We start from the raw sequence: 14487 nt of genomic DNA on the forward strand, positions 1-14487 counted from the left end.
AAACGGGGACGACAAAGACAATGTTCAATGCACTCAAAGGCACGTTTCTGGCCGGTATCCTGATGATGGCAATGACGGGCTCGGGACAAGCGGCGCCTGCCAATATGACCCTTGCAGGCAACGCAAGCCCGCCGATCGGCCACTACGAATTCTGCAAGGTAAACGCGAGCGAATGCGCTTATGACGGTGGCGACGCCGGCCCCGCGATCCTGACCCAGGAGCGTTGGAAGACCATTCTTAAGATCAACTACGAGGTCAACTCGCAGATCCAGCCGATGACCGACAAGGAAATCTTCGGCGTGGAAGAACGCTGGGCCTACCCGCGCACTGTCGGTGATTGCGAGGATTTCGTGCTACTGAAGCGCAAGATGCTGATCGATGCCGGCATCTCTCCATCCGATGCGCTGATAACGGTCGTCATGCAGCCGAACGGCGAGGGCCATGCCGTTCTGACGGTCCGCACCGACCACGGCGACTTCATTCTCGACAACATGCGCAACAAGGTGATGCTCTGGGCGGACACCGAATACACTTTCCTGAAGCGCCAGTCCGCCGATGATCCCGCACGCTGGACGAAGCTGCAGGACGGCCGTGCCGTCGCGGTTGGTAGCGTACGCTAAGGCAAATCGCCCCGCCGGAAATACCGGCGGGTCCCACTCGGCCCGGTCAGTCCCCCGCATCCCCGTCCCGACCGGCGCCCTGGAGCCGCTCCTGCTGTCCCGGGAGCGGCTCATCCTTTTTGAGGGACGCCCGGCAATCAGGGTTAATCTTTCTTTAACTGCATCCACCCGATGATGCGGTAAGATTCATCCAGGCACCGGCGGCTCCAGTTTCGTTTGCGGCGGTCAGACACCGAAGAACCGCCATGAGCAACCTCGCCCGCAGCGCCGGCGCATCTGACGAGTCGCCTCTCTTCTCGAACTGCTTCACCCTCCGGCTGACCGCAGTCGTTGCAGTGCTTGCAATGCTGACGCTGGGCATCAGCATCGGCGGCCGCTGGATCGGCCGGCACATTACGCTCGCTGGCAATACCGACGATACGGCCGCCGTCACGATCACCATCGGGCGCGACACGCTCAATCTGCCCGAGAACGTGATCCGCTTCCCGAGCCAGAGACGCAACGGCGTTGCCGAGCGTGCCGATGTCTATCTCACTTGGCCGGAACTGCAGGGCTACACGAAGCAACACCGCGGACGCTTCGACCACGTCTCGCAGGCCGCCAATCTCATTTTCCTGCAGATCACCCAGAGCACGATGTCGCAGGACATGTCCGGCCGCCTCGAGCCCATTTATTCGCATCTGATGGAAGACGCCGCCGTTCTCTATGGCAACGGTTTGACCCTTCACAATCTGAAAGCCGAGGCAGGTTATGGCGGCGAAGTTCTGCTGACCGCACCGCGCACGAACCAGACCGCCTATGCAGTGCGCTGCATCCTGCCGTCTTCTGCGGCCAATGCCACCACAAGCGGGGATTGCCAGCGCGACATCAAGGCCGGGAAAGGCCTCAGCGTCCTTTACCGCTTCTCAAGCCGTCATTTGCAGGACTGGGACCATATTGATGCCGCTATTCGCACCTTTGTGGAGGCCCGTCTTGTGACCCGTTCCACAACACCCCGCTAAAATGCGTCAGGACGGCGAAGCAAACGATTAATCATAAACGGATTGGTAACCCCGCCCGGTTAATTTCAAAAGACGATGGCCGCGACGACGAGGAGATGTGCGGCCGGTACAAACATCTGAAAATGCAAGCGAAGAGTGAAATAGTGTCAAGGTCAATATCCTTCGTATCATCGCCGCGATCCGGCAGTTTCCTGGTGAAGATGCTCGCGGCGATCGCGATCGCAACAACGGCTCTCCTCGTCGGGTCGGTTACGGCCGAAGCAGAAGCAGCAAATTCGAAATATGCGGGCATCGTCGTCGATGCGAAGTCCGGCAATGTTCTCTACAGCGAGAATGCCGACCGCCTGCAGTATCCGGCGTCACTGACGAAAATGATGACGCTCTACATGGTCTTCGAGGCGCTCGAGCAGGGCCGCCTCCGTCTCGACACGCGCGTTCCCTTCTCGGCTTACGCTTCAGCGCAGGCTCCGACCAAGCTCGGCGTCAAGGCCGGCGGCTCCATCAGCGTCGAACAGGGCATCCTCGGTCTTGTGACGCTCTCCGCCAATGACGCGGCAACCGCGCTTGGCGAATTGCTTGCCGGCAGCGAAAGCCGGTTCGCCCAGATGATGACGGCAAAGGCACATGCGCTCGGCATGACCCGCACCACCTATCGCAATGCCAACGGGCTGCCAAACACTGCGCAGATGACCACGGCGCGCGATCAGGCCCGTCTCGGAATCGCCCTTCGCCAGCATTTTCCGCAGTATTACAGCTATTTTTCCACGCGCAGCTTCAAGTTCGGCAAACGCGTCATCCGCAGCCACAATCGCCTTGTCGGTTCGGTGCGCGGCGTCGATGGCATCAAGACCGGCTATACCCGGGCTGCCGGATTCAACCTCGTTAGCTCCGTGCAGGTCGACGGCAAGTCGATCGTCGGCGTCGTCATGGGCGGTGCCTCCACGCCTGCCCGCGATGGACAGATGCGCAAGCTGATCGCGACCTATCTTCCGAAGGCTTCCACGCGCGGCGGCTCCAACCTGATTGCGCAAACGGCGCCGACGCCAATTCCCTCCCCTGCCGCTTCTGTGGCTGAAATTCCTGTCGCGGCCGCCGATGTCGACCTGCCGCGCAAGGGCCCGACGCCGGACGCGCGTTATGAGGTTGCATCCGCTGCCGTCGCCTATACCGACGCGCCCGCCGCGAAATCCGAAAACCCGCTTATTGCCGGACAGAAGACGGACATGCCTGCTCCGACCAAGGTGAAGACCAAGAGCTTCAAGCAAGCCTCCGTCGCTGTCCCCTCTCCCGCCCCGGCCTACATGCCGCCGGAAGAGCCCGCCGGCAATCCGGTCGATGCTCTCACGACAGCTTCGGTTGGCCCTGCAGCCTCTGCCGCAAAACCGGCTCCGGTTACCGAGCAGGGTCCCAGCGGCTGGGTCGTCCAGATCGGCGTATCGTCCAGCCGCGAAATGGCGATGGACCTGCTGGAGAATGCCAAGAGCAAGGGCGGCAAGGCGCTGCGTTCTGCAAAACCCTTCGCGGTCGCCTATGCAAACGGCGGCGATCAGGTCTATCGCGCCCGCTTTGGTGGGTTCGACGACCAGCGCGACGCCGTCAATGCCTGCAAGGCGCTCAAGCGCGCAGGCGTCAAATGCTGGGCGGCTGCCCAATGAGAGATACGGCGCCGCCAGTGCTCCTGACGGCGCCGTTCACGGTCGGAATCGGTGTTAGCGGCGCCGGCCACAGTTCATAACCTCGATTTGTAATGCGTACGGGGACGATTATGGCCACCAATGGAAATGTAACGGGTTTTCCGCCCCGCAGTTCAGGCAAGCCGGCGCGGTTCGGCCTTCATCCGCTGCACGAAGCCGCGCTCAGGCTTGCGGAGATCGGCCTGCACCGGCCGAGAGCAAAGTCCGCAAAGACGAAGGATCTCATCAACCTGCTGCTCTGCCACGGCGCGCGCGCCTGGCGCTACTCGCAGCCGGAAGCCAGCATCCATCTGCATGTCACCTGCCCGGACGGTAAATCGCCGGTCATGCTGCGGCTGCGCTGAAGTTACAGCAATCCGAGCTCCGACAGCTCGCGGCGCAAATCCGCGGGCATTTCTGCAACGCCATCTCCAAGTGTCGCAATATCCCGCGGCACGTCTTCTTCCGGATAGTAGCGCCAGCCCTGGAAGGGGCGTTTTGGTTGTGCGGCGGTTTCGATCACTTCCGGGCCGAGAATCAGGTGGCACCGGCCGATTCCTTCGCCGTCCTTGAACGTCTGGATGTCCAAGAGCTTCTGGCGCGCCTGCACCTGGCCTTTGATCACCCAATAAAGAGAGCCGCCGTCAAGCAGTTCATCCACGCGTTTCGGAACCATGCGCGTCGTGTGAACGGAATGCGGCTCGAGGTCGGCCGCAATCGCCCGCAACACACGCTCCGCCACCCATTCGCGCAGATCCTCGATCGAGTCGGCGCCGACGCATAATTTGATCAGATGCAATGCCATGCCGCCCGTTGAAATCCTTTTGACGGGCAGCGTCAAGCGACTACCGGTCGCAAGTCCACAGGCTCAGCATTCGACGACGTTGACCGCCAGCCCGCCGGTCGAGGTTTCCTTGTATTTCTCGCTCATGTCGTAACCCGTCTGGCGCATCGTCTCTATGCAGGCGTCGAGCGGCACGAAATGCTGGCCATCGCCCTTAACGGCAAGCGACGCGGCGGTAACGGCCTTGACGGCACCGAGCGCGTTGCGCTCGATACACGGCACCTGGACGAGTCCGGCAACCGGATCGCAGGTCATGCCGAGATGGTGCTCCAGCGCGATTTCCGCGGCATTCTCGATCTGCGCCGGCGTGCCGCCCATCACCGCCGCAAGCCCCGCAGCTGCCATCGCTGCAGCAGAACCCACTTCGCCCTGACAGCCCACTTCGGCGCCGGAAATCGATGCATTGTGCTTGATGATGCCGCCGACGGCAGCAGCCGTCAGCAGATAGTCGCGAATGCCATTCTGATCCCAGTCTTCGTGGAAATGCTCGTAATAGCGGATCGTTGCCGGAATGACGCCCGCAGCACCATTGGTGGGCGCGGTCACCACGCGGCCGCCTGCCGCATTCTCCTCGTTGACGGCCATGGCATAGACGCTCAGCCAGTCGTTGGCGAGCAACGGATTGATGCGGTTGCTCCTCCACTCTTCCTGCAGCTTGTCATGGATTCTCCGCGCACGGCGCCGGACGTTCAATCCGCCTGGCATGACGCCGTCGACCTTGAGGCCGCGTTCGATACAGGAGCGCATGGCTTCCCAGATACGGTCGAGTCCCGCATCAAGCTCCTCGCGGCTGCGCTGGCTCTCCTCGTTGGCGCGCTTCATCTGCGCAATGCTCAGACCCGAACGCTCCGCCATCTCCAGCATCTGCTTGGCGGTGGCGAAGGGATAAGGAACCCTGCTCGCACCCGCGACGGCCTTCTTCCTGGCGCGCATCTGCTCGAGCTCGGTATCGGTGACGACGAAACCGCCGCCCACGGAATAATAGATACGTTTCAGGAGCAGACGTTCGTCCTTGTCGTAGGCGGAGAAGGACATGCCGTTTGCGTGTCCCGGCAGCGGCTGTTTCTTGTCGAAGACCAGGTCGTTCTTCGGCATGAAAAAATAGGCTGGGTGGCCGGGCGGGTTGATGCGGCCGGAGCGCTCCACCTGGTCGATGATGCCGTCCATCTTGTCCGGATCGACGCTATCGGGTTTCTCGGCCATCAGGCCGAGAATGACCGCCCTGCCCGTCCCGTGGCCGATGCCGGTATGGGCAAGCGAACCGTGCAGGCTGACCTTGATCGCCGCAACCTGGGCGCCGGAGGATGGACGCGGCCACTCGCTCGAAAGGATCAGGTCGAGGAAGCGGTTGGCTGCCGACATTGGCCCCATCGTATGCGAGCTCGACGGCCCGACACCGATCTTGAAAACGTCGAATACCGAAAGGAACATGTGTGTTTCCTGTGAAAATCTTCCGTCAGACTATCCAAAAGGCTAGTTCGGCGCTCGCGACGAACCGACATCGCGTTTAATTGGCGCGACACTAAAACGAACAGGCACGTCTTGCCAGTCATTGCAGCAGGCAATTGCATCTGTAGAGTGGCGGCGTCGAATGCGGGATTGTAACATTGATGCTGACGGTTGCGGATTATATCGCGCTGGCTTTCTTCGCCATGCTCTGGCTCGGTTATTCGTGGCTCTTGCGCGGCAGGACATTCTTCGGCCGCACGAGCCTGACCCATGCCATGACCGAGCGGCGGCGCGAATGGATCTATAATTCGCTGCGCCGCGACCTGAAGATGATCGATACGCAGATCATGGCCGGTCTGCAGAACGGCACGGCCTTCTTTGCATCGACCTCCATGTTTGCGATCGGCAGCTGCTTTGCACTGCTCGGCGCGACGGACAAGGTGAGTGCCATCTTCGCCGATCTGCCTTATGTATTCAGCAGCGGCACCGCGAGTTTCGAACTCAAGGTCGGCGGGCTGGCGGCCCTTTTCGCATACGCCTTCTTCAAGTTCGGGTGGTCTTACCGGCTCTTCAACTACTGCAGCATCCTCTTCGGCTCGATCCCAATGGTGCGCGACAGCGAGACCGATATCATCGCTGCCGAGCGCGCCGCTGAACGTGTCATCCGCATGAACGTTATTGCGGGCGGACATTTCAACGAGGGCCTTCGCGCGATCTTCCTGTCGATCGGTTATCTCGGCTGGTTCGTGAATGCTTACGTTTTCATGGCGACGACGGCAGTCATCGTCGTCGTGCTGACGCGCCGGCAGTTCTTCTCGGAGGCGCGGCTGGCTATCATGGATGCCAACCCGCCATCAGATCTCCACCTTTCTGCTATTCGCCGCGATACGCCGCAAGATAGCGAACGTGATTTGTCCGGGGGATTGTGATGGCTATTTCCGCGAGCGAAAACGGTGCGTCCGCCCGGCCACCGCGCATCGGCCTGCTCGATACGGCGCGCGGCGCAGCGCTGATTGCCATGGCGACCTACCACTTTACCTGGGACATGGAGTTCATGGGCTATCTGGCGCGCGGGACGGCGGAGACTGGGTGGCTGAAGATCTATGCCCGTGCGATCGCATCGACCTTCCTCTTCCTCGCCGGTGTCAGCCTGATGTTTGCCGGCACACCAAACATCAGGCGCCAGGCCTATCTCCGGCGGCTTGGCATGATCGTTTCGGCCGCGGCTCTCATCACGGCCGCGACGGCAATTGCGATGCCGCAGGGCGCGATCTTTTTCGGCATTCTGCACAGTATCGCGGCGGCAAGCGTCATCGGCCTGCTCTTCTTGCGCCTGCCCGGGATTTTGATCATCACCGCCGGCATTGCGGCTGTCGTCGCCCCGCTCTATCTGCGCTCTTCATTCTTCGATACGCCGTGGCTTTGGTGGGTGGGCCTTTCCCAGACGGTGCCGCGATCGAACGATTATGTGCCTGTTCTGCCATGGATCGGGCCTTTTCTCATCGGTATGGGCGTTTCGAGCATAACGCTGAAACAGGGCTGGGCAGAATGGCTCGCAAAGTTTGGCACAGGCACCACCTTGCTTGCAAAAGCCGGCCGCCACAGCCTCGCCATCTACCTGATCCACCAGCCGGTCCTGATCTCGATCGCCTATGCGCTTTCGATTGTCGCGCCGCCCGCAAAGCCGGACCCCGTGCAGACTTACCTGCAGCAGTGCCAATCCTCCTGCGTCGTCCAGGAAGGAGAAGCGCTTTGCCGCAGCTTCTGCCAGTGCACGCTCGAAAGATTGCAGGGCGAAAACCTGTTCACGCCGCTCCAGTCTGGCGCAATCCAGGCGGATAAAGATGAAAGGGTACAGCGTATCGCATTGGAGTGCAGCACCGAAGCGCAATGACGGTAGTTCGATGAATGCCTATCGTTCGAAGCCGCTGAAATTTCCATGGCCGCCGGTTCTACGGCCTCGCTTTTCTCTCTGCTTTCCTGCTCGGCGAAATCGTCGGGCTTCCGGTACCTCGGATGCATGCCGCCTTTGCCTGGATCATTGGTGCAGCACTCACCGTCGCAGCCGTCTCGCTCGACATATGGGCCTGTGATGAAAGACCAGCTTGTTACCGTTCCGAGCGAAAAATCTGTCATCGACACGGCGGATAGCTTGGCGAAACTCATCGAGCAGAGCGGCTTGAGAGTATTTGCGCGCATTTGATCATGCCGCTAACGCAGCAGATGCTGGATTGGATTTGCGGCCGACCGAACTTCTCATCTTCGGACATCCGAAGGGCGGAACTCCCCTCATGCAGGACCGTCAAACAGCAGGACTAGATCTGCCGTTCAAAGCGTTGATCTGGGAAGATGAGAATGCGCGGGTCTGGCTCACCTACGCCGACCCGGAGCACCTCGTGGAAAGGCATAGTCTAGGTGCGTCGAGCGCTCCCGTCATAGCAGCGATAAAGGAAGGGGTAGCTAATCTGGCAGACCGTGCCTATCGCGACTGAAGCTACCTGCTCTGCATGGCGTCCATTCAGGGTGGAAAGTTCTCATCGCCGCCATATGGGCGATCAAGACTTTGCTGGAGAGCGGGACGACGATCATGCGGAATCGCGCAACAGCCCATCTCGTCACCCGCGGTCCCTTCCGCTACACGCGCAATCCGATCTATCTCGGCTACTCGCTTGCAACGATCGCCTTCGGCCTCGTGACGGGAAATAGTTGGTTCTAGGTCGCAGCAATCGTGGTGGCGATCGTCACCACCGTCGTCGCGGTTCGGCGGGAAGAACGGCACCTGCAGGCCCGCTTCGGCTGCGATTTCGAAGGCTATTGTAGAAGAACCAGAGGTTCGATCTGACGCTCAGGTGCCCACGCCGATTTCTGCGAGACGGCCGAGGCAGGCCTCTTCGATATTGTCGAGCTCCGTCAGCGTGTCGTCGATGTCCTTGCGCTTCTTGCGCAGGTCTTCCCGTTTTTCGTCGATGCGCTTCATCAAAAGCTTGAGCTGGCCGAGTTCCCCCGGAGGGTCCTTGTAAACCTGAATGATCTCGCGAATCTCTGCGATGGTGAAGCCGATGCGGCGACCGCGCAGGATTTCCTGGATCAGGCGCCGGTCGGCCGGACGGAACAGGCGCGTGCGCCCGCGGCGTTCCGGATGGATCAGGCCTTCGTCTTCGTAGAAGCGAAGCGTGCGCGTCGACACACCGAATTCGCGCGTCAGCTCCGTTATGCTATAGTACTTGTTCACTGGCATTGGTTTCCCACTCTCGCGCCGCATAATATTGACTTTTACGTAATAGTCAATTTACGCAGGTTCGGCTCAGATGCCGAACCACCAGGTGGCGATGCCGAGGAAGGCGAAGAAGCCAGTGCAATCGGTGACGGTCGTCACGAAAACGGACGACGCGATGGCCGGGTCCGCGCCGACCTTGTCCAGAAGAAGCGGCCAAAGAATGCCTGCGAGAGCCGCAGCAATCAGATTGATGATCATGGCGGCGCCGATGACCATGCCGAGCTGATAGTCGTGGAACCATGTGCCTGCAATCGTGCCCATGATGCTCGCAAAGACGATGCCGTTCATGATGCCGACGCCCGCCTCTCTGCGGATGATGCGGCCGGCATTGTATATGTCGAGGTCGCGGGTCGCCAGCGCCCGCACCGTCACGGTCATCGTCTGGGTGCCGGCATTGCCTCCCATGGACGCCACGATTGGCATCAGCACGGCAAGTGCGATCATCTTCTCGATCGATGCATCGAAGAGCCCGATGACGCTGGCCGACAGCATCGCCGTACCGAGATTGATCATCAGCCAGAGGAAGCGCGAGCGAACGGTCGAGATGACATTGTCCGAAAGCTCTTCGTCACCGACGCCGCCGAGGCGCTTGATGTCTTCATCCGCTTCTTCATGGATGACGTCGACCACGTCATCGATGGTAAGAACACCGACAAGGCGATCGTTCTCGTCCACGACGGCGGCTGAGAGAAGGTCGTATTGCTCGAAGAGTTGGGCCGCCTCTTCCTGATCCATCTCGGCCGGAATCGGATGGGTCGTCTCGCGCATGATCGCCTCGATCTTCGTCTGCCGCTTGGTGCGGAGAAGCTTGTCGAGATCGACGGCGCCCAGCAGCTTGAAGGTCGGGTCTATAACGAAGATCTGCGTGAAGGAGTAAGGCAGGTCCTCCTCCTCGCGCATGTAGTCGATCGTCTGCCCGACGGTCCAGAATGGCGGCACCGCCACGAATTCCGTCTGCATGCGGCGGCCGGCGGAACTTTCCGGATAGTCCAGCGCCCTGCGTAGGCGCACCCGCTCGGTGAACGGCAGCTGCGCCAGGATTTCTTCCCGGTCTTCCTTGTCCAGGTCCTCGAGAATGTAGACAGCGTCGTCCGAATCGAGGTCGCCGATTGCAGCGGCAATCTGCTCGTTCGGTATCTGGTCGACGATTTCGCGGCGGATCGCCTCGTCGACCTCCGTCAGCGCCGTCATGTCGAAATCGTCGCCGAGGAGGCGGACAAGCGCCAGGCGCTGATCCGGCTGGATCGATTCCAGCAGGTCGCCTATTTCCGACTCGTGAAGGCGCGCGACGTTCTGCCGGAGAAAGATCGTATCACGGTCGGCGATAGCAGCGCCGACAAGCGCCAGAAAGTCGCTACGGACGTTGCCGTCCTCGTCGTAGATGTCGGCGCCTTCGTCGTCCGGACGTCTGCGGATGCGGTCGTCTTCTCCGGTTTCCGTCATCTGTCGTCCTCGCGTTCCAAGATTAACGACTGTCGCGCCGCATTCGAGAATGGCGGCTGAAAGAGTATTGTCAACAAGCGGATAAGCGAATTCCGCCTGCCTCCCGGCCCGCTCGAATTCCAGCCCTGCTAGCCGAAACACGCCTCGCCGTCTAGCGCCAAGCGCGTCCCCGCAGATGACAATGCGCCGTCTTGCCGATAGTTTCCGCGCGCTAGCAAACCAGGACCGCCCGCCGATGGCCATTCGTCCCATTCTTCATTATCCGCATCCCGGCCTGAAGACAGTCTGCGAACCGGTGACAGTCTTCGATTCGGCGCTGCGCGAGCTTGCGGACGATCTGCTGGAGACGATGCGCGCCGCACCCGGCGTCGGCATCACGGCCGCCCATGTCGGTGTCTTCCTGCGGGTGGCTGTGATCGAGCTCAGCAAGGCAGACGGCATTCGGATCTATATCAATCCTGAAATCACGTCGGTTTCGGACGAACTCACGCGCCAGACCGAAGGAAGCGTCTCAATGCCTGGAGTGACCGACGATGTCACGAGGCCCGCCGCGATCCGTTTTCGCTATCAGGACATCAACGGCGTCCAGCACGAAGACGATGCCGATGGCTTCCTGGCAATCTGCATTCAGCACGAAGTGGACCAACTTGACGGCATATTCTGGCTTCAGCGCCTGTCGAAGCTGAAGCGCGACCGACTGATCCGGAAATGGGAAAAAGCGGCGCGGTGATTTCACAAAACTTTGGCGAACCATTCCGGACCGTGAGCGTTCTTCGATCAAGGTAACGCCTGAGGGAGAACGACGATGCCGAAGAAGAACGACAAGACAACCTTTTCGCGCGAAGACGATTATCGCGATTACGAAGAACGCAATCTTGACGAGGGCTGGCCCTACTCCGACGGAGCAAGATCGGCCGAGCCCGGAAATCGAGCCTACGGCGAAACGCCGGCAAATTTCGACCGCGATCCGAACGGCGGCTTTCGCGTCGACGGCACGGACAAAGACGGTAACGAAAACCGGCTCAAGGATTCGCTCAGGGCCAATACGATCGACCGCGACGAAAGCGACGACCTCGAAGCGCGCGTGACGGAGAACCTGGAAAACATCCCGGATTTGAACCTCGACAGCATCGATGTTCACGCTGACGGCCATACCGTAACGTTGGAAGGCGCGGTCGAAACCATCGGCATGGCCCGCAAGGTTGAACTCGGGGCTCTTTCAGTCGATGGCGTCCACCGTGTCCGCAACCGCCTGGAAACGATCGGCGTCGATTCGCATCTGTCGGACGAGGATTGAAGACCCTGACAATCAAGGCGGCACGAACCGTCGAGCATGCCGGCAAACGAAAAAGGACCGGAAACCGGCCCATTTTTCATGCTGTCCGCGATGGGACGTCTTAAAATTCTCTCTGCAAGAGAAATGGTGCGGTCGAGAAGACTCGAACTTCCACGGGTTGCCCCACAGCGACCTCAACGCTGCGCGTCTACCAATTCCGCCACGACCGCATCGTGGTAGATGCCGATTTGCGTCGGCGGGGCAGCATGTAGCAAAAGGATTTGGGGTGCACAAGGGCGATATGACAGATTTTTGCAAAACAAATCACAGCATTTGAATTGCACGTCAAACGGGGCCATATAGGCGGTCTGCCGCCTGTGATCGCCGTGCGGCGAGGGAAAGTCCATGCTGCGCACCGATCTGCAATTCTCCATGTTTCCGCTTGAAGGCTCAAAGCCGGTGCGCTGGCGCATCGCCGATGGTTTCGTAGCCTACGAAGAGGCCGTAGGAACGATGGAGCGCGAGGTGGCGATGATCGCCGAAGGCGGCGACGAGCTTGTCTGGCTCGTCGAGCATCCGCCCCTTTATACGGCAGGCACCAGCGCCAATGCAAAGGACCTTGTGCAGCCGGATCGTTTCCCGGTCTTTGCGACCGGCCGCGGCGGCGAATACACCTATCATGGCCCCGGCCAGCGCGTTGCCTATGTGATGCTTGATCTCAAGCGCCGTCGTCAGGATGTGCGCGCTTTCGTGGCAGCGCTGGAAGAGGTGGTGATCCGCACGCTCGATTCGATGAATGTGCGCGGCGAGCGGCGCGAGGATCGCGTCGGCGTCTGGGTAAGACGGCCGGAGAAACCGCTGCTGCCGGACGGCAGCATGAGCGAGGACAAGATTGCCGCACTCGGCATCCGGCTTCGCCGATGGGTGACGTTTCACGGCCTGTCGCTCAATGTCGATCCGGACCTCGATCATTTTACTGGCATCGTGCCGTGCGGGATTTCCGCCTATGGCGTGACGAGCCTAGTCGATCTCGGCCTGCCGGTGATGATGGCGGATGTGGATATCCGTCTGCGGGAAGCCTTCGGAACGGTCTTCGGCGAAACGGTGGGCGAGCGCTAAGCCATATTGATCGGCATGCATTCCTATGGTTGATGGCTTCGTTCCCGAAAGCCGCGCCATGTCCCAAGAACAATCTCCGCAAAATCCGCTTCAAGGCATGGCCATCATGGCCGGCGCCATGGTCGTGCTGCCCGCCATGGATGCGATCGCCAAATACATGGCGACCTTTGAGGCGATGTCGCCTGGCCAAGTGACTTTCTACCGCTTCTTCTTTCAGGTTGCTTGCACGCTTCCTATCTTGTTTGCCGTCTTCCGCTGGAAGGCGCTTTCGGCCAAGCGGCCGTGGATGAACCTTTTGCGCGGCGCCTTGCATGGTGCAGCCAGCCTGCTTTTCTTCGTCGCGGTCAAATACATGCCGCTCGCCGATGTCTTCGCGATTTATTTCGTCGAGCCCTTCATGCTGACGGCGCTTTCGGCGCTCTTTCTCGGCGACACGGTCGGCTGGCGGCGATGGATGGCGATCGTCGTCGGATTCGGCGGCGCGATGATTGTCATCCAGCCGAGCTACGAAATCTTCGGCCTGAAGGCGCTTCTGCCGGTGTGCTGCGCCTTCCTCTTTTCCCTCTATCTTTTCCTTAACCGCGCGATCGGTGAGGCTGATTCGCCATTGACGATGCAGACCATGGCCGGATTCGGCGGAACGCTCTTTATGGGCGCCGCGCTTCTTGGCGGAAATGCGCTTGCGATACCCGATTTCGAGATGTCGCTCCCCTCGTCCACGCTGGTCCTCTTCCTACTGCTGACCCTCGGCACCATTTCCGGTTATGCACATATGCTGGTCGTCAGGGCATTCCGCCTGGCGCCGCTGTCGCTGCTTGCCCCGTTCCAATATTTCGAGATCATCTCGGCGACGGTGCTCGGATACGCGCTGTTCAACGATTTTCCCAATTTTTCCAAATGGATCGGCATTTTCATCATCGTCGCATCAGGTCTTTTCATCATCTGGCGCGAACGCGTTCAATCACGGTCGCTAAAATCGTCGGAGACGCCTGCATAATCGGTTAACTTTTGTTATTGATGGTTCATCAATTCCGCTGCGCTAGAACTGTTTCCGGCTTCATGATGAAGCCTGGAGATAAAAGATGAGCGAATTCCGATTGGCTTTTCCGGCATGCGTGATCGCCGGGAAGCATCGGTTGGCCGCCGACGATATCGGCCTCTTGCGCAGGCACAGCTTTCCGGACGGCGTCCGGACGACGGACGACGTCGTTGTCATGCTGGCGCTGAACAATTCCTGCCCTGAAAAATGCCCGGAATGGAACTCCTTCTTCGTGGAGCAACTCGCCGGTTTCATCGTCAACTACAGTTATCCGCAAGGCTCGCTGGACGAAATCAATGTCGCATGGATCATGCGCATGTTTGCGACTGGCGGTGTCGTCAATTCGGCGCTCGAACTGGAGCTCGTGCTGCACATCATGGAGATTTCCGCCCATGTGCCGGACGATCTGCGCGCCTTTGCGCTCGATCAGCTGCGGCTCGCGATCACCGACGATGTCGGCGGCTACAAGCTGTCGCGCGCAGTGAATCGCAAGGGCGTCACCCGTCAGGACGTCGATTTCGTCATGCGTGTGCTGAGGAATATCTGCGAGGGCGGTGTGCTTCCGGTTTCACCGCTCACCTACAACGTTCTGCACCGGATTGAAGCGGCGACGCTGCCTGCCGCCAACCATCCCCGCTGGACCGACATCCTGCGGGCTCTCGAACTCCGCGAATATGCCGAACCGCGCACCAGCCGCTGGCTGCGGATCGTGGACGACGAACAAGCGGTCGCGTGACTTCCGTTAG

Annotated in this window: 16 protein-coding genes, 1 tRNA gene and 1 pseudogene; 13 read left to right on the forward strand and 5 right to left on the reverse strand. The window is 60.1% G+C overall.

The genetic code is table 11. The annotated features are described in order from the left end of the window. The first annotated feature begins 20 nt into the window (after positions 1–20). From ACZ9BX_RS05270 to ACZ9BX_RS05285, 4 genes and pseudogenes are all read left to right on the forward strand, one after another. Positions 21–620 (forward strand): transglutaminase-like cysteine peptidase, encoded by a 600-nt coding sequence (locus ACZ9BX_RS05270; RefSeq protein WP_087001400.1) that lies wholly within the window; start codon positions 21–23, stop codon positions 618–620. A 216-nt stretch (positions 621–836) separates the two neighbouring features. Continuing rightward, positions 837–1621, forward strand: a pseudogene (locus tag ACZ9BX_RS05275) (hypothetical protein). Positions 1622–1743: 122 nt separating this feature from the next. Then, the gene (locus tag ACZ9BX_RS05280) at positions 1744–3276 is read left to right on the forward strand and encodes an SPOR domain-containing protein (protein WP_476216194.1); all 1533 of its coding nucleotides are present in this window, start codon (positions 1744–1746) and stop codon (positions 3274–3276) included. 110 nt (positions 3277–3386) lie between these two features. Then, positions 3387–3659 (forward strand): hypothetical protein, encoded by a 273-nt coding sequence (locus ACZ9BX_RS05285; RefSeq protein ID WP_027513178.1) that lies wholly within the window; start codon positions 3387–3389, stop codon positions 3657–3659. A gap of 2 nt (positions 3660–3661) precedes the next feature. Here ACZ9BX_RS05285 and ACZ9BX_RS05290 read toward each other — a convergent pair whose 3' ends face one another. Both ACZ9BX_RS05290 and ACZ9BX_RS05295 read right to left on the reverse strand, forming a co-directional pair. Continuing rightward, complete coding sequence (locus tag ACZ9BX_RS05290; RefSeq protein ID WP_027513179.1) at positions 3662–4099, reverse strand: DUF1489 family protein; 438 nt, start codon at positions 4097–4099, stop codon at positions 3662–3664. A gap of 63 nt (positions 4100–4162) precedes the next feature. After that, the gene (locus ACZ9BX_RS05295; RefSeq protein ID WP_476216197.1) at positions 4163–5569 is read right to left on the reverse strand and encodes an L-serine ammonia-lyase; all 1407 of its coding nucleotides are present in this window, start codon (positions 5567–5569) and stop codon (positions 4163–4165) included. Between the two features lie 182 nt (positions 5570–5751). On the opposite strand from ACZ9BX_RS05295, the gene ACZ9BX_RS05300 reads away from it, so the two are divergent. From ACZ9BX_RS05300 to ACZ9BX_RS05315, 4 genes are all read left to right on the forward strand, one after another. Next, positions 5752–6516 (forward strand): DUF599 domain-containing protein, encoded by a 765-nt coding sequence (locus ACZ9BX_RS05300; RefSeq protein WP_476219901.1) that lies wholly within the window; start codon positions 5752–5754, stop codon positions 6514–6516. After that, complete coding sequence (locus ACZ9BX_RS05305) at positions 6516–7481, forward strand: acetyltransferase domain-containing protein (protein ID WP_476216199.1); 966 nt, start codon at positions 6516–6518, stop codon at positions 7479–7481. The genes ACZ9BX_RS05300 and ACZ9BX_RS05305 overlap by 1 nt, the downstream gene beginning before the upstream one ends. A 295-nt stretch (positions 7482–7776) precedes the next feature. After that, positions 7777–8079 carry a DUF302 domain-containing protein gene (locus ACZ9BX_RS05310; RefSeq protein ID WP_476216201.1) on the forward strand — a complete coding sequence of 101 codons (303 nt, stop codon included), beginning with the start codon at positions 7777–7779 and terminating at the stop codon, positions 8077–8079. Positions 8080–8132: 53 nt separating this feature from the next. Then, positions 8133–8303, forward strand: coding sequence for a methyltransferase family protein (locus tag ACZ9BX_RS05315; RefSeq protein ID WP_476219902.1), 171 nt, complete (start codon positions 8133–8135; stop codon positions 8301–8303). Positions 8304–8432: 129 nt separating this feature from the next. Here the strand turns inward: ACZ9BX_RS05315 and ACZ9BX_RS05320 are convergent, their stop codons facing one another. Further along, entirely contained in the window at positions 8433–8825 is a 393-nt protein-coding gene (locus ACZ9BX_RS05320; RefSeq protein ID WP_037143694.1) for a MerR family transcriptional regulator, read from the reverse strand. 66 nt (positions 8826–8891) lie between these two features. Continuing rightward, positions 8892–10307 carry a magnesium transporter gene (gene mgtE, locus ACZ9BX_RS05325; RefSeq protein WP_476216204.1) on the reverse strand — a complete coding sequence of 472 codons (1416 nt, stop codon included), beginning with the start codon at positions 10305–10307 and terminating at the stop codon, positions 8892–8894. Between the two features lie 235 nt (positions 10308–10542). On the opposite strand from mgtE, the gene ACZ9BX_RS05330 reads away from it, so the two are divergent. Together ACZ9BX_RS05330 and ACZ9BX_RS05335 are read left to right on the forward strand one after the other, a co-directional pair. Next, complete coding sequence (locus ACZ9BX_RS05330; protein WP_476216206.1) at positions 10543–11037, forward strand: peptide deformylase; 495 nt, start codon at positions 10543–10545, stop codon at positions 11035–11037. 75 nt (positions 11038–11112) lie between these two features. Next, on the forward strand, positions 11113–11604 hold the full coding sequence (locus ACZ9BX_RS05335; protein WP_132568310.1) for a BON domain-containing protein: 492 nt from the start codon (positions 11113–11115) through the stop codon (positions 11602–11604). A 124-nt stretch (positions 11605–11728) separates the two neighbouring features. Here the strand turns inward: ACZ9BX_RS05335 and ACZ9BX_RS05340 are convergent. After that, positions 11729–11813 (reverse strand) — tRNA-Leu (locus ACZ9BX_RS05340). A gap of 175 nt (positions 11814–11988) precedes the next feature. Between ACZ9BX_RS05340 and lipB the strand changes: the two genes are divergently transcribed. From lipB to ACZ9BX_RS05355, 3 genes are all read left to right on the forward strand, one after another. After that, positions 11989–12702, forward strand: coding sequence for a lipoyl(octanoyl) transferase LipB (lipB, locus tag ACZ9BX_RS05345; RefSeq protein WP_476216209.1), 714 nt, complete (start codon positions 11989–11991; stop codon positions 12700–12702). Between the two features lie 58 nt (positions 12703–12760). Next, complete coding sequence (locus ACZ9BX_RS05350; protein ID WP_476216211.1) at positions 12761–13699, forward strand: DMT family transporter; 939 nt, start codon at positions 12761–12763, stop codon at positions 13697–13699. Between the two features lie 85 nt (positions 13700–13784). Then, entirely contained in the window at positions 13785–14477 is a 693-nt protein-coding gene (locus ACZ9BX_RS05355) for a hypothetical protein (protein WP_476216213.1), read from the forward strand. The last annotated feature ends 10 nt before the right edge of the window (positions 14478–14487 follow it).

This window comes from Rhizobium sp. USDA 3886 (genome assembly GCF_056279785.1).